The following is a 19336-nucleotide window of genomic DNA, read 5'->3' on the forward strand; positions in this document are numbered from 1 at the left end:
TATCTCAACCAATCACAAATTCTCACTAACAATTAATGCCGTACGGTAATTTTTGGCAAAGATCAAACTACTCGGTCTTTAGCTCGCCGAGTGTAAACTCTAAAATTTCTTGCGCAGCTGAGCGTAATTCTGGGAGATGTGTTTTCAGTGTATCCAACGAGGTACGAAAGCTCGGTGCATGGCAAAATAGATAGCCAAAACTTAATGCATCGGAGCCAATAGGCACCGATATCGCCACCATACCGTCGACAAATTCTTCATTGTCTTCACCAAACCCTTGTTCAGCAATCCGGCTCAGCTCTTCAAGAAACAGACCATCATTAGTTATGGTCTTTGGTGTGTATTCGGTTAACCCCATATGTTGTACGACGTTTTCACGAATTGAAGTGTCCAATGAAGCGAGATAAAGCTTACCCGATGCGGAAGCTGCAATAGGGACCGGACTCCCCTCTGCCAAATTGATTTGCAGTGGCCAGTTGCAGTTCACACGCTCAAAGTAGATCATTTCAATGCCATTAGGCACTGAAATTCCGCACGTTTCACCAATCGTGTCAGCAAGGCGTTGCAACACCGATGTTCTTTGTTCAGAAAAGCGTTGGTTCTTCAAAATATCATGAGATAAAGACTGCAGGTTCGGCCCCGCAATAACGCGACCAATGATATTTTCTTGGAGATGACCTAAAACGATAAGCTGGTTGATCAGTTTGTTCGCAGACGCAATTGGCATAGACAGTTGTTCGGCAATAGATTCTCTATTGAGTTGACCACGGCTGTGAGCCACGATGGCGAGCACTTGTAGTACTCGGTCTAGGGTTGAACCTTTAGTAGTATTTGCCGAACTAGAGCTTGTCATAGAGCTACATTCATCCTTGATACGGTATTCGATATGCTTTGAATAGCCTATTGCTTTTACTGATTAAGTGCAACCGTGTACAAAGCCTAAGTGACAGATATTAAAAGGGCTTGCCGGAGCAAGCCCTGTTCAAGCTAGTTTTGCAATAGTTTCGCATCCCCCCAACTCGCGTGGTCATAACCATTGCCATTTCCGGCATCATTCGCCTTAAGTGTGATGGTCGTAGCGTCTACTGGAATATCAACAGAAACGGATTCTGCGTTATCTGAACCGGTCAACGTCGCACTTTGATAGTACAACACGCCATCTAGTTCTACTTGGAATACTACCGAGCCAGAGTTACCCACTTCGTCATCAACACCAACACTCACAGTAAAGCGACTGTATTGACCGGCAGAGATGGTATAAGTGATCGTTGAGTTCGCATGTACCCCCAATCCTTTGGCGAAGGTTTGCCCGCCTATTGAAATGGTGGTGCCATCTTGCGCTTCTCGCTCACCATTACTCATATCTTTTTCGATAGAGCCCCAGCCATTGGTCGAGCTGTCTTCCTGTAAGTCACTAAGATAAACGCTCGCTGGCGGTGTGGACGAGCTTCCTGGATCCTCAGTCATAAATAGATTACCCGAACCGTTATCGGCTGGATGAATCCAATTGCTGCCACCGTCTGGGTCATAGGCAAAAGCCAATCCAGTATGAGGTCCGCTGCCACCATTGCCATTACTTAGCCTCAACTCAAACTGATGCCAACCAGGAGATAAGTTTAAGTTGCCAGTCGAGACCCGATCACTCCAGAGGTCACTACTTAGCACCAACTGTCCATCAATCCATAGACGCGTTTTGTCATCATTGTTTTCACTGAAAGAAATCTGACCGTCGGCATCGTAGATATAACCGGTAAACACCTCGGTCGTATTACCAGCAATCGTATCTTCCGTTTCGCTTAATGAGGTTGTTATGGATGTTTTCGGGTTAGCATCGGTTTCATTAATATTGCCCGAAACGGTGCCATAAAACAGCCCAGGAACAGCGGCACCGCCCCCTTCACTTGGTGTGCGAAGCTTAGCGTCTCCCCAAGAACCATGGTCACTACCGACTCCGTCGCCCGCATCACTCACCACTAGCTTGAGCTCCTGCGCGCTACTTGGAATGTTCACTTGCACGTACTCGGCAACATCACTTCCTCGTAATACGCTACTTTGATAAGCCATCACGCCATCCAACCAAACCTCGAACACGACGGAACCTGAACTGCCCGTCTCATCATCAACACCGATGAAAGCAGTAAACTGATCGTAAGTGCCACCCGTCAGGCTGTACGTCACCTCTGAATGAGCATGAACACCGAGTCCTTTGGTAAATTCACTACCACCAATGGATATCGTTTGACCATCACCCGCAGCGTTTTCACCGACACTGGTGTCTTTTTCAATCGGTCCCCACCCATTGGTTGCGCTGGTTTCCGAAAGATCACTTAGGTAGGTATAGGATGTTGCTTGCGGTGGCTCGGGCACCACTATATCGGGGCCTTCGTATTCAATCTGTTCTAGATAAGCCACCAATGCAGCGCGCTCTGAGTTATCCGCCACACTATGCTGCAAGCCAATTTGTAACACATCATCCAGCGTTGCCGCTTGACCGTTATGGAAATATGGCGCGCTACCCCAAAGACCAATCAAACTCGGTGTATCAAAGCCAGTACCCACTAATGGAGCTCCGATACCTTGCCCTGAAGAGGCATCAATGGTACCTACATCGTGCCTTTGCATGTCGGTGTAATACACTCCCGCATGACAAGTGTCACACCCTTTTGAGGTGAACAGCGCCTGCCCCGTTAGGGCTTCAGCTGTTAACGCGCCAGAAGAATCTCGGTGTGGACTTTTAGGGAATTGATTTAAGCTACTGACGTAAAACGCGAGGTTATCTAAGTCTTCACTTTTACCTGATTTCGATGTTCCTAATGGGTTTTCTGACAGGCCAAATAAGGCGTCTACCATAAACCCACGACCACCGAACGCGTAGCGAATATCGTTTTCGAAATCCTGTATCTCGTCAAAATTCGCGGTCCAATGCACTCGACCATTGCCTGTGCCTGTCTTACCCAATAACGAGATAGTATTTCTTAACCCTTCACCACGGTCGGTAAAATCCCACACCCTATGGTCACTATCGCCATCTGCATGACAGCTGGCACAAGATATGTAGCCATCTTGAGTCATTCTTGCATCGGCTGCGTTGTAGAAGATCTGTTTGCCGCGTAGCACTCGTGGGTGCAGTGTTTCATTCGCCACCACAGAGACTTGTGCCAAGGTTGGAATGTCACCTCGATCGGTCAAAAACGCATTGACATCATGCACAGACACCGTTCTTGACATAAAGTTGTGAACAAATAATGTCGTCCCTGATAGTACGAGCCCTCTTGGCGCTAGACCAGTATCAAAAATCTCCCCTGCTCTGTTTAGGTTGTAGGTGTTGCGAATCTCAATGCTATTTTGACCTTCTACTGCAATAAAAATTAGGTCGCCGATATCGCTGAATACGGCCGCTTTGGGCTGTGCACGATCATCAATATCTAAGGCATTATCCATCACTGTTTTCGAATTGAGATCGAGTCGGTTAACCACAGCTCGAATCGTCGTTTCAAACGTCAGCGTTTTGGTTTCATCACCTTCTAAATAGGGACCACGATCAACGTTTGCTTTATTAGATGGCAGCCAAGCACTATATCCATCCGGCGAAATTGCGACGGAACCAAGGTAGTTAGCAATGCCTCGGCTTCTATCTGGGCCATCAATTGTCGTGGTATCTTTAGCGATAAGATAACTCTGGTCGATGGTCATACTAGATGCATCAACCGCGACAACTTCCGCGTTAGTTTGAGGCGAAACAAAGCGTGTCACCAGAACCTGTGATGATGAACTGTCAACCGCAATGCCCCTTGCGCTATGACCAACATCTACTGATGCCACTATAGCTTTGGTGCTTGGGTCGATCTTAAGCAACTTACCACTTGCCTGCAGTGATACAAACGCGTTACTGCTATCTGGTGAGAAAGCGATGCCGTATGGCTGAGAACCTCTTGGTAGCACAATCGTATCCACAAACTGACCAGTATTTGTCAGCACTGTGATACTAGCATCCGCCTGATTAACTACCCATAAATTGCCATTAGGCGCCACCGCTAGAGTTCTCGGCTGATCACCCACCGCAGCTTCCCATAATTTGCCGTACGGCGCTGTGTCTTCGATGGCACTGACGGTATCGTTGTCTTCGTTAACCACAACAACCTGACCATTGGCTTCCACTATGGTTGATGATGCTGTTGGCGAGACTGTCGTTGGTTGACGATATACTGTGATGGGTACCGATTTACTGCTCTCAAACACACCATCCGCCGTGGTTTCTTTAATCGTCACCACTGCAGACCAATGGTTAGGCTGATTGTAGGTATAACTCGCGTTTCCGCTGGTCGAAAACGGTGTCGAACCACTACCATCGCCAAAGTTCCAAGAATACTGAAGACTGCCACCCAGTAAAGGGGTCGTAGAAGCAGACACATTAACACTGCTGCCTAACGTCACTTTATCATTGGCTGACAAGCTCACATCGTGGCCGACTTGCGAACCCGTCGCAAAGCGATATTCAGTACGTGCCATCGGATTGCCAGCAAAGTCCTCAATACCTTCAAGTACGACTTCGTAAATACTGTCCGCTTCGAGTGCTTGGGAGGGAGTAAAGTGGATGAATCCGAGGTTGGTGCTGTACTCCCCTTGAAGCGGCGTTGAACTACCGATTTTGGTGACAGTAAACGAGCTACTATTGACAGATTCCATCAACACGCTATCTGATAACGCCACACCAATACGGGTCGATAAAGGTTGCAGTGTCGCGTCGATCGCGGGGTTCGCCGCAGAGATATAGGGAGGAACATTGTCCGGCATACTTTGATGTGCAATCAAACCACTGCCAGAACCATGGTCGTTCCCAACCCAAACTAAGTTACCAAATGGAAACACCTGACCATGGTCAGTGTTGCTGCTTGTGGCATTCAATGAGCTGCGCCCTAGTTCACGTATATTGTTGATATCACTGACATCTAATACCGCAATATCGTCTTGGTTACCCAGAAACAACTTGTTGTCTTGAACGTTACAATAAAGATTCTCGAATCCGGTAAGTTTTTCATTAACTAACGTCATCGGGTTAGTGGTCGTGTCATAGACACGCAAATAGTCATTGGTGCTTCGCGCTCCGAAATACGCATATTTGCCATCCCAACAGGAAGCATAGTACTTCTCTGGCAGGCGATTAACCGTCTTAACTAAGGTTGGGTTAACAGGATCATCTATGTTTAGCATGGAAAAACCCGCCGTTCCTTCCATGCTGGAAATGAACATTCGGTTACCCAGCGCAAAGAGTGGTCCTATGTTGAATCCGCCCAGCTCCGAGTTCGGCACCGTTTTCACCAAAGTTGGGTTGCTCATGTCGCTGGTATCAACAATGGTTAACCCTGCATTACCGCGAGCAATATAAAGATAGGGAGCTTGCCAAAAAAGCTGCCAAGAGACGTTATTGTAATCACCGAAGTTCACGCCAGAAATCGCCAGTTTCGACAAACGCACAGGATTAGTCACGTCAGACCAATCCCAGATTTCTATCCCTTTCCCCGTCTGGATCGCAATGGTGTTGTTCTCCCCCAAACCAAACGAATGCGGCTCTCTAAACTCCGCCGTTCTTAACCCATCACCAGTGCGATTTAGATTGGCAAGATCCGGTTCATATACTGTTTTAACAAGTTGCATGGCTTTGGGATTAGAAACATCCAGAGCGATCCAACCTCCCGGACCACCACCACTATCAGGTGCAAATACGCCGACCATATAACCGTTGAGCATGGTCATGACGTTTACGCCATAGTGTTTTCTGCCGGGATAATCGGGGGGAAGAAAGTTGGTGGTATCGTCAACGAGTGGACTCGATACATGAGTAAACGCCTCTGATGAGCCGTAGGTAAGGTTACCCAATCCGGGGCCTTGTGCAGCATTTGCTGTAGCAATAAACGAGGTACTGCATAGTCCCGCTAATACACTGCTCACAACAGGGCGACGCCAAGTCTCAAAAGACTTTATGAAGCGATTGGCTTTCATCGCCTTCTCCTTGTTTTTTATGGTCACTAAACAAAGCTCACTTCTCATAGAAAAGTGAGCGCTTAAAAAACATGAAGAGGACAGGCTCGCCTACCCAATCAATCCAAAATTAGACAGTTTATCTTGTTGGCGCACTGCCCAAATTTAGGCACACCTACCGCACACCTCCTCACGTCAATGCGTTATTTCATAGTTGGCATGACGAATTCGGCTTGAGTCTGTGTACTGTCCTTTGAACCGACTTTCACATCCGATTCAGGCCAACGTGTGGTGATGGTTTTCATTCGAGTAAAGAATCGTACGCCGTCAGGACCATGCATATGCAAAGGGCCAAACAGTGAACGCTTCCAACCGCCAAAACTGTGGAATGCCATTGGTACCGGAATGGGCACATTCACTCCAACCATACCGATCTGAACATTGGCAGAGAAGTCTCGCGCGGCATCGCCATCTGCAGTAAAGATGGCTGTTCCGTTGCCATATTCATGATCGTTGATGATTTGCAGGGCTTCCTGATAGGTATTGACTCGAACAATGCAAAGCACTGGACCGAATATTTCTTCTTGATACACAGTCATATCGGTAGTCACATGGTCGAATAAGGTACCACCAACAAAAAAGCCATCGCTGGACTTAGCTAGTTCTAGATCTCGACCGTCAACAAGTAAAGCCGCGCCCTCTTCCTGACCCTTTTGGATGTATCCGCAAACTTTTTGCTTATGCTCTTTGGTAATCAAAGGTCCCATATCGTTTTCAATCGCTTGACCGTAACCGGGTCCTACTTTTAACGTTGCTAACTTATCTTGAAGATGACGAGCCAATGCATCCCCCGTCTCATCACCCACTGCGACGGCAACCGAAATCGCCATGCAGCGCTCTCCAGCGGCCCCATAGGCTGCCCCCATCAACGCATTCACTGCACCGTCAATATCGGCATCAGGCATGACCACCATATGGTTTTTCGCACCACCTAAGGCTTGAACGCGCTTACCGTATCTCGCGCCTTCCGAATAGATGTATTCTGCGATCGGTGTAGAACCAACAAAACTTACGGCTTCGACTCTTGGGTCTTGCAGTAACGTATCTACCGCTTCTTTATCCCCTTGGACCACATTAAACACACCATCAGGTAATCCCGCTTGTTTCAGAAGGTCAGCAATAAACAGTGGCGCGGACGGATTTTTCTCTGACGGTTTTAAGATAAAGGTATTTCCTGTCGCAATAGCAATAGGAAACATCCACATAGGAACCATTACAGGGAAGTTAAATGGCGAAATCCCGGCCACCACACCAAGTGGCATCATTTGCGAGTGCGAATCGACACCAGTTCCAACATTTAGGCTATGCTCTCCTTTTTGCAGGTGTGGGATGCCGCAGGCAAACTCGACCACCTCTAGCCCTCGAGTTATCTCACCTAATGCATCACTAAATACCTTGCCATGCTCACGGCTGATGATATTCGCCAGTTCATTACGATTTAGTTCTAACAGAGTTTTGAACTTGAACATCACTCTGGCGCGATTAAGCGGCGTGGTTTTAGCCCAAGAGTCAAACGCTGCCTGTGCAATGGTAATTGCCTGCTCTACTTCCTGTTTCGAGCACAGTTCAACTTGGTTCTGCACTTCACCTGTAGCAGGGTCATAGACAGGCAAATGTCTTTCCGACTGACTTTCAACATATTGATTATTAATAAAACTACTGATCATGTTTTCATCCTTGTTTAGTATTCTGAGGCTTAATTGAGGAAATTCAGGCGCTACCAAGCGGCTTTATACAGCTCGATCACTTCTTCTTTGTTCGGAATTCGAGGATTGTTGTTAGGCGATCCAGAAGCCAGAGCTTGCTCAGACATGATGTCGAGATTTGACCAAAACGCCTGTTTATCAATGCCAAAGTCGCTCATGGAAGGCACGCTTAAATCCTGATTGATCTGCTTAAGTTCAAGCAGTAGCGCAGCGACTGCATCGTCGTCATTGGTGTTCGAATCAACCACGCCCATTGCTCGCGCGCACTCGGCATAACGAGTTTTAGCCGCTGGGATCGAGTATTCCGTTACCGTCGGTAATAACATCGCGTTACTCATACCGTGAGGCACATGAAAGTGCGCGCCAATTGGGCGGCTCATGCCATGCACCAAAGCGACAGATGCGTTAGAAAACGCAATGCCTGCGAGCGTAGCTCCGAGCATCATTTGCTCTTTGGCGCCTTTATTGTCTGGATTGTTGACGGCTTCACGTAGATTTGGCGCGATAAGTTTCATCGCCAATAGCGCTTGCTGATCAGTAAACAGACCCGACTTTCCACTGACATAGGCTTCAATGGCGTGAGTTAACGCATCAATTCCGGTATCCGCTGTGATGCGCTCCGGAGCCGTCATTGTTAAAGTAAAATCAATGATGGCGGCTGATGGAATAAGACCTGGTCCCATACAAAGCAACTTTTCGTCATTGGTTTCGTCGGTGATAATGGTCACTTTGGTGACCTCCGAGCCCGTTCCTGCAGTTGTTGGAATCGCAATTAACGGCATAATTGGCGAAGTTACAATATTAGGGACACTGTAATCTCGAATTCGACCTTGGTGCTCCGCAAGCAAAGCAATCGCTTTAGCACTATCAATCACACTGCCACCACCTAGCGCGATGACGCCATCGTAATGCCCATCAATCACCTTATTGACCGCTGGTAGTATTGACGCCTCTGTTGGTTCTGGAACGGTGTCCGTGAAAATATCCGCCTCAACTCCAGCTTGATTCACGACGGACTTTAGCTGATCGACCTGACCTAACGTTTTCATCACTGGATCAGATACAATCATGACTCGGCGACAACCCAGTTGGATAGCTATTTCCCCAGCTCGTGCTGTTGCGCCTTCACCTACCTCTAAAAGCTTTGGCAAAACAATAGATTGACTCATAATTCACCTCACAATTCATACCGATACATTTTGTATCATTATTTAAAATAATTTATTCAGGACGTAACAGGTCCCCACAACTTTGCTGTGGTAAAGCCTTGTTAGTCACTATCTAGCTAAACTTGTCGCTTGAAGCTCATCAGGTCTCAATCAACCCAATGAGCGTAATGCATCTCTCAAAAGACAGTATTTACTATATCGAGTCGTAAAGAACTCTGAGCGCTTAGTATTAGGCACATAACACTTGTCCGCTTGAAGCTGAGTGCTTAGTTGATCATTTTGACCTTCAGTGACAGTACTCATCGCCAGTCGCGCCACACCTTTTGCCCCAACTTCGTTACAATTTGTCGACGTCACCGTGACGCCTAATATGTCTGCAAACAGTTGGCACCAATATTCACTTCGAGAAGCGCCACCGCTAATGGCAATTCGATCCACGTCATATCCTGCCGAGCGCAGTCTTTGGATATGCTCAAGGTGAGCAAACACAATTCCCTCATAAAAGGCGTAGACCACATGAATGTCCTGATGCCAACCTTTCAAACCAAATAGATTGGCAGATTGGCTATCTTGCCCGGTCGAGCCATAGAGATACGGATGGAACATGGGTAACGTTGGCATTAATTCGACATCTTCCAGTTGGCGATTGAACTGTTCAAAAATATTGTTGCCAATACTTGCTTCTCGTTCTCTTCGCTCAGAGAAAAATCGCTCCACCAGCCACTCTAAGTTGGATGCCGAGCAGGTGCTGGACTCTATCGCTAAGTACCGATTCTCGGCGAATTTGCACGCCATAAATACCTCTTCAAGAGGCAGCTCATCCGTCACTACCTGATTGATATTCCATGTTCCGGCGACCACCGAGGTATTACCTAACGCACTGGCTTGTGAACCATAGGCGCATGCCACTACATCGAACAGACCCGCAATGACAGGTGTCCCCGCTTTAAGCTTTGTTATACGTGCAGCGTCTTCGGTGACCAAGCCTATCACTTGGTTACTTTCATAAATTGGCGGCAACTTCGTGCTAATGTCTGCCACTTGGTAGTGATTAAGAAGCTCAAGAGACACTGAGTCGGTTTCAAAATCGAACAAACCCGATGCAGTGATATCTCCCCATTCTGTCGCGCATTGCCCCGTCAGGCAGAAGTTCACATAGTCTTTGCAAAACAGAACCTGGCCGATTTTTTGAAACGTCTGTGGTTGATGTTTCTTTAGCCATGTAAGTAGTGCCGCGGTTTGAGATGGCCACACGCCTTGTCGATTACGCTTTTTGAGATCTGTGAATCCCTTAGATGCTTGTAGCAAGGTGACTTCGCTTGCAGCGCGATTATCCAGCGACTTAATGCCAAGTAATGGCTTTAACTCAGTATCAAGCAGATACAGTCCATTCCCATGACCACTGGTTCCTAGTGCGATAATTTGGCTGCTGTCCACACCGGTTTGCTCAATCAACTTAGCGATCACCTCTGCGCACAGCGACCAGCATTGTTCTAAGTTCGCTTCGGTGTGATCAGGTTGAGGGATATGAGTCGGATAATTATTGGCTACAGCGCCTATTTCGCAGCCATGCTCATCGAACAACGCCGCTTTGATCGCCGTGTTACCACAATCAATTCCTATCGCATATGACTTCATATCCCCTCCTTGCTCTAGTTCTGTATCTGCTATTTATCGCCAATGTAGATGTTCATTGCTTCTGAGGTAGACGCACCATTGTGAATCATAGCCATCAAAGCGTCGACAACGCGGCTTGGATTTGGGTGTTGATAAATGTTGCGTCCATACACCATGCCAAGAGCTCCCTGATCTAACAGTGCTCGCGCTTTGCTAAACACAGATTCAATGTCTTCACGTCCACCGCCACGAACCAGAACCGGACACCTTGCCGCCTCAACCACTTTATGGAAGTCTTCCGCTTGGCTCGTTGGATCTGCTTTAATAATGTCAGCGCCTAGCTCACGTGCCATGCGTACTAGCGTGACAATCTTTTCGCAGTCGCCATCGACCATATAAGCCTGTCCTTGACTGTTAGGCTGCATCACTAATGGTTCGATCATCAGTGGCATACCGTATTTCTCACACTCTGCTTTGACCTTACTGATGTTGGCAACACATTGCTTAAATAAGTCAGGTTCATCAGGCAGCATGAATAAGTTCACCACAACGCACGCCGCATCCATTTGAAGAGCTTGAATAAGAGGCTGCTCCGCATTTTGTAGTAGCGCCCACATGTGGCGGTGACGTTCTGCGTTATACGGGTTCCCCAAATCGATTCGCATGACCAACGCAGGCTTGTCTTTGCCATCAACAGTTTGCAGTAAGTCAGCTTGACCCGCGTTCATCTGAATCGCATCTGGTTTGGCATCCACAAGTTGTTTTACTACTGAAGACATGTCTTCCAGCCCATCTAAAAACGAAGGCTCGTTGCACACGCCGTGGTCGATAGCCACATCCAAACAACGCCCCTGTTTAAATAGGCGATTCATCCTGACTTTACTGGTTAAATACATAATCTTCTCCATCTAATAGTTGTTCATTTTCCGTAACGGTAGGTTGTAATTTGGGTTTTGAAACTCTTGGTAAGGCGTCCAATTCAACGCCATGGAAATCCAGTAACACTTGCTTCGATTGAGCTCTATCTTTATCGCGCTTACTTTGACTCCAAGAAAAGTGGTCAGCGACTAAATTAGAGATCTCTTCAAAGCTTTCCGCAGTTAACTTGCCTTCAATCGCTATCGAGGTACGGCGAAGCAGCACATCTAACGTTGTCGATACATACTCACGTTCCAGAATGAACTTGAGCTCTCCTTGGGTGTAGTCATTGAGTGACGCTAACGCTTTATCTTGTATTCCTTGAAGTGTGCCAAGAAGTGATTCACAAGCGGTGCCGTAGCGCTGAAACCAAGTTTCGATTTGGCATTCTGAATATTGTGGATGACGCTCACTCAATGAGGCTAAGTAAGTCGCTTTTAATGAATCAGTGACAGGGTAACCATCGCCACCACCAATCGCTCTTTGTTTGGTATCGCATACTCGCGTTTTGCCAAGCGACGCTAAGAGTTCATCTGCCACTTCCTCACCAAAGGCACGAAACGTTGTCCATTTGCCGCCGATAAGCGAGTAGATATGAGTGTCGCCAATCTTGTCTTGTTTCAATGAATGGCTACGGGGGATTTGCCCTGTAGTTGAGGTATTTACTGACGGAAGTGGTCTCACGCCACAGAACTGATATACGATCTGCTCACGCTCAATATCCAGCTTTGGTAGCACGCCTCTTAGTGATTCGATGATGTAATCAATTTCTTCGTCAGTACAACGCACCGATTCAGGGTCGCTTACTGGGATATCCGTCGAGCCGATCAGTACTTTTCCGAAGTACGGGAACAAGATACAAACTCGTCCTTCGCTGTTTTCATAAAACAGCATATTGCCATCCAACTCAGCAAGCAGCTCTGCATTATCGACGATAATATGCGACCCTTTCGTCCCCTGCATATACTGGCTAGGTGCAGTCAATAGTCCATTGGTCGTGTCGACCCAAGCACCTGTCGCATTGACCACATGATTCGTTTTAACTTGGATTGCGTCCGCAACATCGTGATTAGAAATCGTCAGCTGCCCCTGATCTAACTCAGAGACCATGGTGTAATTTAGGGCAACGCCTCCCGCTTCCACCCCTTCTTGAATCAATTCCAAGGCGAGGCGCTCGGGTGAGCTAATCCAGGCATCAAAGTATGTGGCACTGCTCTTGACGTCACTCCCCATCATTGGCCAGCGTTTTTGGGTTGAGCGAGCTGAATGCATTTGGTGATTTGGCATCAATTGATCACGCTTGGTGAACCAATCGTAAAGGCTCAACCCAATTTTGATGACCACAGAGCCGCGCTGTGAAGGCTTGTCTTTCAATCCTAAGAACTTAAACAAACCATCAAACATACCCGACCAAGTAGAGAAAATAGGTATAGTAGTTTCTAAAGGAGCAACAAAATGAGGCGCGTTATCAAGCAGGCGGTTTCGCTCATAGAGTGCTTCTTTCACCAATTGAAATTCACCATTTTCTAGATAGCGAAGTCCGCCATGTATCATGCGAGATGGCGCAGCACTGGCCTTAGAGCAAAAGTCATCTTTCTCGACTAACAAGACCTTCACACCTTGCAATGCCAGTTCTCGAAAAACGCTAATGCCATTTATTCCTCCGCCAATGACCACGGCGTCAAAGTCACTATTCTCTTCTATTCGCCTAAAGGCGGTTGAGTTGTTATTCATTGTTGCTCCCTGCCACTGTTTTCCGCTTTTCCTTACGATGCGGCTTTACGCCAATTCCAACTCGCCAAAAAACTCATGGGATTTTGCATCAATAAACTTCACCTCTTCCTGAGATAGCACCACACTTCCTGCCTCGGCGTTTTCTATTGCTTGCGCTGCATTTCGTGCACCACAGAGGGCATAAGTAATACCTGGCTGTTGCAGTGTTGCGGCAATCACTAGCTGTGCAACACTCACATTTTTCTGACGAGCAATCGGCTCGATTGACTGACAGAACTTTTGTACCCAACGGCGATTTTCGATAGTAAACATAGGATCAGTGATACGCTGGTCATCGCCAGTGAAAACACGTTCAGGGGTAATTTTTCCACTCAGCAACCCCATAGCAAGTGATGAATAGCTAAGACACGCGACATTAGTTTTGATGGTTGACGGCAACAAGGTTTGCTCTAACTGACGTTCAATTAGGTTGTATTTCTCCTGCACCGCGTCCACAACGCCGGTTTGTTGATACTGTTCCAACTCCGCTTGATTGGCGTTGCTTATCCCGATGGCACGGATCTTACCGGCTTTCTTTAGCGCCAATAATGCTTCCATGGTTTCAGCAATCGGCGTGGTTGGGTCTTGCCAGTGGGTAATGTAGAGATCGAGATAATCCGTTTGCAGGCGTTTTAAGCTTTGCTCCACCTCATGTTGGATAGCATCAGCGCCAAGATAACGGTGCACTGGCTTGCCATTCTCATCAAAAAAGTGATTACCTTTACTGGTGTGCCAAACCAAACCACATTTGGTTGCCAGTACTACCTTGTCGCGGCGTCCTTTGATCGCCTTGCCCACTATTTCTTCAGACACACCAAGTCCATACGCTGGCGCGGTATCAACTAAAGACACGCCGTGATCTAATGAAGCATGAATGGCATCAATTGAGGCCTTTTCATCTGTTCCACCCCACATCCAACCACCCATTGCCCACGTGCCAAGACCGATGACTGATGCTTCAATACCTGAATTACCGATTTCTCTAGTTTGCATGTTGATTCCCTATTCTGCTTGTTCTAATACACTGGCGACGGTGTCTTCGTCCGAGACTAACCCGTTGATCAATCCGCCTCTCAATGCCGCTAACATGGCAGACACTTTAGAGCGAGTTGCTGCTACACCGAAACTGTGTTCAATGCTATTGAGTTCTAGAAGATTGAGGCCGATAAGTTTTTGGTTGATATGTTCTGCGCATTTATCGCCCTGTGCATCATAAAGGTGGGCCAGTACTTCCCCTTTACATTGGGCGCTGATCAGTGTTTCTGTTTCATGACCACTTAACGAGCGCAGGTCATAGTAGCTATCGCTTTCACTAGCGACGGAACCGATACCCACCAAGGCAATATCTGCATTTCGAGCCAAGTCGAGCACGTCCTTAATACTACGCATCTCCATCAAAATATTGCGCTGTTCGTCAGTATCAACGAAAAGCGGCGCGTGCAACTGAGTACTTGTTCCGCCTAGCTTTTCTGCCAACTTGCTTGCTAGGTAGTTCACATCCGTAAAGTGATGCCCCTGAATCCCCCCCGTAGCCGGAACCACTCTCACATTCGGAAAGTGCATGGGTTTTAGCTGCTCAACAATCTGCGCCATAGTTTTACCCGCACTAATGCAAATAATGCTGTCTGGCTTGATGGTTTCTATAAGTAGTTCACCTGCGGCTTGTGCCACTTGGCGAGTAACGACTTCGTCATCTTGGCTGAGACTTGGCTGAATCACCGCAGTTTTCAGACCAAACTTATCCAACAAACGTTGTTCTAAGGTATGCGTTCTTTCTTGTGGAAGCTTTAAGGTAATCTCAACCAGACCATCATCATGCGCTTGCTTAATTACACGATTCACTTTCGCTGTGGACAACCCAAGCTGCTTAGCAATATCCGACTGGCTGCGATTTTCCATATAGCGCAACGTTAAGATCTTCGCTGTTTGTCTCAGTATGTCGTCACGTTCGTTCATCGTCATATCTCTACCTTTATTACTGCTTTCTGCCTTTATATAGGCTTCACATTTCGTTAACACTCAATGGCTTTTTATCTTGGCAATCTTGGTTAACCAAGTGTGAAATTTATTTCATCTGAGTAAAAAGTAATCATAGAAAAAGACTTTTACAAGTTAAAATGATACCAATCGTATCGTTTTGACCATTTAAGTGCGTTAGATCACAAATAATGACCAAAGTGATACGTATTGTATCGATATAGGATTGACCGGCTACATTTTGTTCACTACCTTTTAACACGTGAAATATATTTCACCTGTCTGAAAGATAATTCACATCATCGAGAACAACGTGTTGTGCTGCTTTTGGCTTACTAAGAACGAAGCTGTTTTATAGAAGCAAAGCAGATGTTGCTCCAAAGACGACGAGTGAATAGCAAATACAAATGGAGAAAATTATGAAGTCAGTGACTTTGAAAAAGATATTTAATAAAGGACTTATCGCTACGAGTATTATTGTCGCTTCAAGCCTAGCTGCCACAACACATGCAAACGAACGAATCGCGTTTTTCGTTTCTGATTTGTCTAATGTATTCCACCAATCTCAAGCGACGGAAGCAAAGCGCTACGCTAAAGAGAAGTACGGTGCTGAAGTAGTTATCTTCGATGGCAAAGCCGATTCAGCGGTAATGACGCAAAACGTTGACCAAGTAGCGGCAGGGGCATTTGACGGTGCCTCACTGCATATTTGGGATGGCGAAGCTGCGACACCGGGTGTTGAAGAAGCATTAGAAGAGAACATCGCTATGACGTCTTTCTTTAGCCCAATTACTGATACCGGCATTCCAACGGCTCGAAGTGATGAAGCGACCGTCTCTTTCGATATGGGCGCACAAATGGCAAAAGCGTGGAAAGAAGCGAATCCTGACAAGCCAATCGTCATGGTTCAACTCGGTTGGCCAAACCATACCGAAGTAAGTTCTGGTCGAACTAACCCATTTGCAGAAGGCGTGCTTTCAGTTGATCCAACAGCTAAGAACCTCGGCGCTCTTGACGCTAGTGGTGGTCAAGAAGCGGCGAAACAGATCATCGTTGACCTTCTTACTCAGCAACCAGAAGTTAACTTGATTTATTCCGAAGCCTCTAACTTAACAGTTGGCACAATGGCAGGTCTTAACCAGCTAGGTCGCGGCAAATTCAAAGATGGCAAACCAGTGACAGAGATCGTCGCTAGTGTTGACTTTGACTCGGTTGAATTTGGTCAAATCTATGACCCTGAATCAAGCCTAAAAGTCTCTATGGGTCTTCCACCAATTGAAACAGCACGTGGTCGTATCGACTTGGTTATGGACGTGATCAACAAAAAAGTTGCACCGACAAAAGATCAAGCAGAAGAATTCTTCTACAAGGCTTACACCATCTCTTACTGGTCAATGCCAAAACCTGCTGCAGAGCAATGGCTAGACGCTCAGTTCAGTAACTAACCCAGGCTTAAGGTCGGCGGCTAGACCGCCGACCTTATATATTCATTTATTCAAAATCTCAGTGTTAAGGAAAAACTCGCTTCATCTGTCATGTCATCTGTGACCTAGCAGTATCGAAGGTGCAACCACTGAAGGAGAGATCGTCTTGAATAGTCACAATTCAACACCTGTATTATCAATTGAAGGGCTGATTAAGGACTACCCCGGTGTTCGGGCAGTTAACGATGTGAGCTTTGCGATTGAACGAAGTACTGTTCACTGCCTGATTGGCGAGAACGGCGCAGGAAAATCCACATTGGTAAAAATGATCACCGGCGCTATTCAGCCTACTCAAGGCAAAATGAAAGTGAACGGTAAGGATTACCGACCCACTGGCACTCAGTCAGCGCGTGAATCGGGAATCGCCACTTTATTCCAAGAGCTACACGTCGTTGATGAATTGACTGTACTTGAAAACTTAACGCTGGGTATGGAACAGAGCCGATTTGGCTTTTTGATCAAATCAGATTTAGAAGATCGCGTAATCGAGACCTTGGCGACCATCGAGCCGTCTATCGACCCATATGCCCGAGTCTCGACCCTAGGTGTCGCTCAAAAGCAGATTATTGAAATTGCCCGTGCCGCTTCATCTGGCGCTAACGTCATTATCATGGACGAACCAACGGCAGCGTTGTCGGAAAGAGAAGTCGAAAGACTTTTTACCGTTATTCGTAGGCTACAAGAACAAAGCGTGACGGTTATCTATATCTCTCACAAGCTGGATGAGATTTTGACCTTAGGCGACCGCGTCACCGTAATGCGCGATGGCAAACACATCGCAACCAAACCCATGTCTGAAGTCGATGGTCGCGCCGAGCTTATCGATATGATGATTGGTCGCAGCATCATGCATGATTATTCCCCGCGCGATGCCATTACTGATGAAGTATTCCTTGCGGCGCAGCGCCTTAACAATCACCGCCTCAAAGATGTCTCGTTTGATATAAAAAAAGGTGAGATTGTTGGGTTTTATGGTTTGGTTGGCGCTGGAAAAACAGAGATCGCACGCGCGATATTCGGTGCCGACAAAGTGTCTGGCACAATTCGACTCAATGGCAAAGATGTTGGTAATTCGCCACGTGAAGCCATTGCTGCGGGTATTGCCCTCGTACCTGAAGAGCGTCGTACTCAAGGCTTATTTACCAATTTAACCATTCGAGAAAATATCCCAGTCATGAATCTGCCAAGAATGTCTGACTTTGGGGTATTCAGAGAAAATGATGAGCTGAATGCGGCGATCGACTACGTCGATAAGCTCTCTATTGCCACCAGCTCGATAGAAAAACATACAGAGAAACTCTCCGGTGGTAATCAGCAAAAAGTGGTTATCGCTAAATGTTTGTTCTCACAGGCGAAGCTTCTGCTGCTCGATGAACCCACTCGCGGCGTCGATGTGGGAGCGAAAAAAGAGATCTATGACTTAGTGAAAAGCCTCGCCAACGAAGGCAACTCAGTAGCGGTGTTTTCCACAGAACTCGAAGAGATCTTGGGCGTTTGTGACCGAATCTTCTTACTTTATGACGGTTCACTGGTATCTGAAATCAAGAATGGACCGAACGTCGACACTAACTTTATTTTAAATGCCGCTACGGGTGGCCTTGAGGAGGCAGTATAATGAACACGTCAGTAAAGCCTAATCACTCGCCAGTCGAGTATCGAAGGGTGAGCGACCAAATGTACATTACCTTGTTAGTGGCATTTGTCGCTATCGGGCTATTCCTTGTTGCGTCAGCGTTTGTCCCGAACTTTTTCCAAGTTCAAAACATGCTTAATCTGATTACCAATAACTGGGCGGTGATTTCTCTTGGTGTTGGCGTCTCTTTCTTGTTGATTTCAGGCAACTTTGACCTATCCGTTGGCGGTATTGTTGCGCTTTCAGGCGTGCTGTCGGTTTGGTTTGCTCAAGCCATAGGTGGCGGTTCTGCTCTGTCCACAGGTTTAGGCTTACCTTATTGGTTAGCCGTGGTCGGCGCTTTAATGGGTGCACTGGCTATCGGTGGTCTGAACGCTCTGTTCGTAGTGAAGTTTCGCATCCCATCAATCATCGTCACACTAGGTACCATGATGGTGGCGAGAGGTATTGCGCAGGTGATTACTCAAGGCTCACAACGTAACACCAATTTGCCCGAAGAGTTTGGCCTTCTTGGTAATTTGAAAGTGTTCGGGACCTCAATGCAGTTCCCAGTGCTATTTATGCTCATCCTATTTTTTGTCGCCATTTTCATTGAGCGTAAAACAGTGTTTGGCCGCATCACCTATTGGATTGGTGCCAACCCTGAGGCCGCAAAGCTGTCAGGTATCGATAATTCCAAACACATTACTTACTTATATCTATTTAGTGCGCTAGTGGCCGGCATTGTTGGCATCCTGCTCTCCTCTGAGTTTAAGTCAGGCTTTTCTAATCGCGGTTTACTGATGGAGTTTGATGCATTGGTTATCGCGCTACTTGGCGGTATTGCTATTGCTGGTGGCTTCGGTTCAGTCATTGGCATGTTCTTTGGTGCCATTATCTTGGCGGTGGTAACCTCGGCTGCAACTGGGTTAACCCTCTCACCGGATTGGCAATTCATACTCAAAGCAGTCGCTGTTTTCTTAGCGATTACTGCTCAAACTTGGGCATTGTCCCTTAGAAACAAATAAGGAAGGGAAACGT

The 19336-nt window shown here is 46.9% G+C and carries 12 protein-coding genes; 3 read left to right on the forward strand and 9 right to left on the reverse strand.

The window, feature by feature from the left end; all coding sequences use genetic code 11:
• Positions 1 to 67 precede the first annotated feature (67 nt).
• The 9 genes from AWH66_RS22395 to AWH66_RS22435 all read right to left on the reverse strand — a co-directional run bounded on the left by AWH66_RS22395 (position 68) and on the right by AWH66_RS22435 (position 15184).
• Positions 68 to 853 carry an IclR family transcriptional regulator gene (locus AWH66_RS22395; RefSeq protein ID WP_038226601.1) on the reverse strand — a complete coding sequence of 262 codons (786 nt, stop codon included), beginning with the start codon at positions 851 to 853 and terminating at the stop codon, positions 68 to 70.
• Positions 854 to 987: 134 nt separating this feature from the next.
• A complete protein-coding gene (locus AWH66_RS22400; RefSeq protein WP_063603389.1) occupies positions 988 to 6000 on the reverse strand; it encodes an NPCBM/NEW2 domain-containing protein in 5013 nt (1670 codons plus the stop codon).
• A 182-nt stretch (positions 6001 to 6182) separates the two neighbouring features.
• The gene (locus AWH66_RS22405; protein WP_063603388.1) at positions 6183 to 7706 is read right to left on the reverse strand and encodes a CoA-acylating methylmalonate-semialdehyde dehydrogenase; all 1524 of its coding nucleotides are present in this window, start codon (positions 7704 to 7706) and stop codon (positions 6183 to 6185) included.
• 50 nt (positions 7707 to 7756) lie between these two features.
• Entirely contained in the window at positions 7757 to 8914 is a 1158-nt protein-coding gene (locus AWH66_RS22410; RefSeq protein WP_063603387.1) for an iron-containing alcohol dehydrogenase, read from the reverse strand.
• Between the two features lie 150 nt (positions 8915 to 9064).
• The gene (locus AWH66_RS22415) at positions 9065 to 10552 is read right to left on the reverse strand and encodes an FGGY-family carbohydrate kinase (protein ID WP_063603386.1); all 1488 of its coding nucleotides are present in this window, start codon (positions 10550 to 10552) and stop codon (positions 9065 to 9067) included.
• Between the two features lie 29 nt (positions 10553 to 10581).
• A complete protein-coding gene (locus AWH66_RS22420) occupies positions 10582 to 11427 on the reverse strand; it encodes a class I fructose-bisphosphate aldolase (RefSeq protein WP_083400108.1) in 846 nt (281 codons plus the stop codon).
• Positions 11411 to 13183, reverse strand: a complete 1773-nt coding sequence (locus tag AWH66_RS22425; protein WP_063603385.1) for a glycerol-3-phosphate dehydrogenase/oxidase — start codon at positions 13181 to 13183, stop codon at positions 11411 to 11413. The genes AWH66_RS22420 and AWH66_RS22425 overlap by 17 nt, the downstream gene beginning before the upstream one ends.
• A 45-nt stretch (positions 13184 to 13228) precedes the next feature.
• On the reverse strand, positions 13229 to 14215 hold the full coding sequence (locus AWH66_RS22430; RefSeq protein WP_063603384.1) for an aldo/keto reductase: 987 nt from the start codon (positions 14213 to 14215) through the stop codon (positions 13229 to 13231).
• Positions 14216 to 14224: 9 nt separating this feature from the next.
• Positions 14225 to 15184, reverse strand: a complete 960-nt coding sequence (locus tag AWH66_RS22435) for a sugar-binding transcriptional regulator (RefSeq protein WP_063603383.1) — start codon at positions 15182 to 15184, stop codon at positions 14225 to 14227.
• 434 nt (positions 15185 to 15618) lie between these two features.
• Here AWH66_RS22435 and AWH66_RS22440 point away from each other — a divergent pair, with 434 nt between their 5' ends.
• From AWH66_RS22440 to AWH66_RS22450, 3 genes are all read left to right on the forward strand, one after another.
• Positions 15619 to 16644: a sugar ABC transporter substrate-binding protein gene (locus AWH66_RS22440; RefSeq protein ID WP_063603382.1), complete on the forward strand. Its 1026-nt coding sequence runs from the start codon at positions 15619 to 15621 to the stop codon at positions 16642 to 16644.
• A 145-nt stretch (positions 16645 to 16789) separates the two neighbouring features.
• Positions 16790 to 18298 carry a sugar ABC transporter ATP-binding protein gene (locus tag AWH66_RS22445; RefSeq protein WP_063603381.1) on the forward strand — a complete coding sequence of 503 codons (1509 nt, stop codon included), beginning with the start codon at positions 16790 to 16792 and terminating at the stop codon, positions 18296 to 18298.
• Positions 18298 to 19323: an ABC transporter permease gene (locus AWH66_RS22450; RefSeq protein ID WP_088878264.1), complete on the forward strand. Its 1026-nt coding sequence runs from the start codon at positions 18298 to 18300 to the stop codon at positions 19321 to 19323. The genes AWH66_RS22445 and AWH66_RS22450 overlap by 1 nt, the downstream gene beginning before the upstream one ends.
• The last annotated feature ends 13 nt before the right edge of the window (positions 19324 to 19336 follow it).

It is taken from the genome of Vibrio barjaei (genome assembly GCF_001639065.2).
Taxonomy (GTDB): domain Bacteria; phylum Pseudomonadota; class Gammaproteobacteria; order Enterobacterales; family Vibrionaceae; genus Vibrio; species Vibrio barjaei.

What these genes read in the sequence shown, in the direction of transcription:
- AWH66_RS22395 (WP_038226601.1), bottom strand. Translation starts at nt 853, where the DNA reads ATGACAAGCTCTAGTTCGGCAAATACTACTAAAGGTTCAACCCTAGAC.
- AWH66_RS22400 (WP_063603389.1), bottom strand. Translation starts at nt 6,000, where the DNA reads ATGAAAGCCAATCGCTTCATAAAGTCTTTTGAGACTTGGCGTCGCCCT.
- AWH66_RS22405 (WP_063603388.1), bottom strand. Translation starts at nt 7,706, where the DNA reads ATGATCAGTAGTTTTATTAATAATCAATATGTTGAAAGTCAGTCGGAA.
- AWH66_RS22410 (WP_063603387.1), bottom strand. Translation starts at nt 8,914, where the DNA reads ATGAGTCAATCTATTGTTTTGCCAAAGCTTTTAGAGGTAGGTGAAGGC.
- AWH66_RS22415 (WP_063603386.1), bottom strand. Translation starts at nt 10,552, where the DNA reads ATGAAGTCATATGCGATAGGAATTGATTGTGGTAACACGGCGATCAAA.
- AWH66_RS22420 (WP_083400108.1), bottom strand. Translation starts at nt 11,427, where the DNA reads ATGTATTTAACCAGTAAAGTCAGGATGAATCGCCTATTTAAACAGGGG.
- AWH66_RS22425 (WP_063603385.1), bottom strand. Translation starts at nt 13,183, where the DNA reads ATGAATAACAACTCAACCGCCTTTAGGCGAATAGAAGAGAATAGTGAC.
- AWH66_RS22430 (WP_063603384.1), bottom strand. Translation starts at nt 14,215, where the DNA reads ATGCAAACTAGAGAAATCGGTAATTCAGGTATTGAAGCATCAGTCATC.
- AWH66_RS22435 (WP_063603383.1), bottom strand. Translation starts at nt 15,184, where the DNA reads ATGACGATGAACGAACGTGACGACATACTGAGACAAACAGCGAAGATC.
- AWH66_RS22440 (WP_063603382.1), top strand. Translation starts at nt 15,619, where the DNA reads ATGAAGTCAGTGACTTTGAAAAAGATATTTAATAAAGGACTTATCGCT.
- AWH66_RS22450 (WP_088878264.1), top strand. Translation starts at nt 18,298, where the DNA reads ATGAACACGTCAGTAAAGCCTAATCACTCGCCAGTCGAGTATCGAAGG.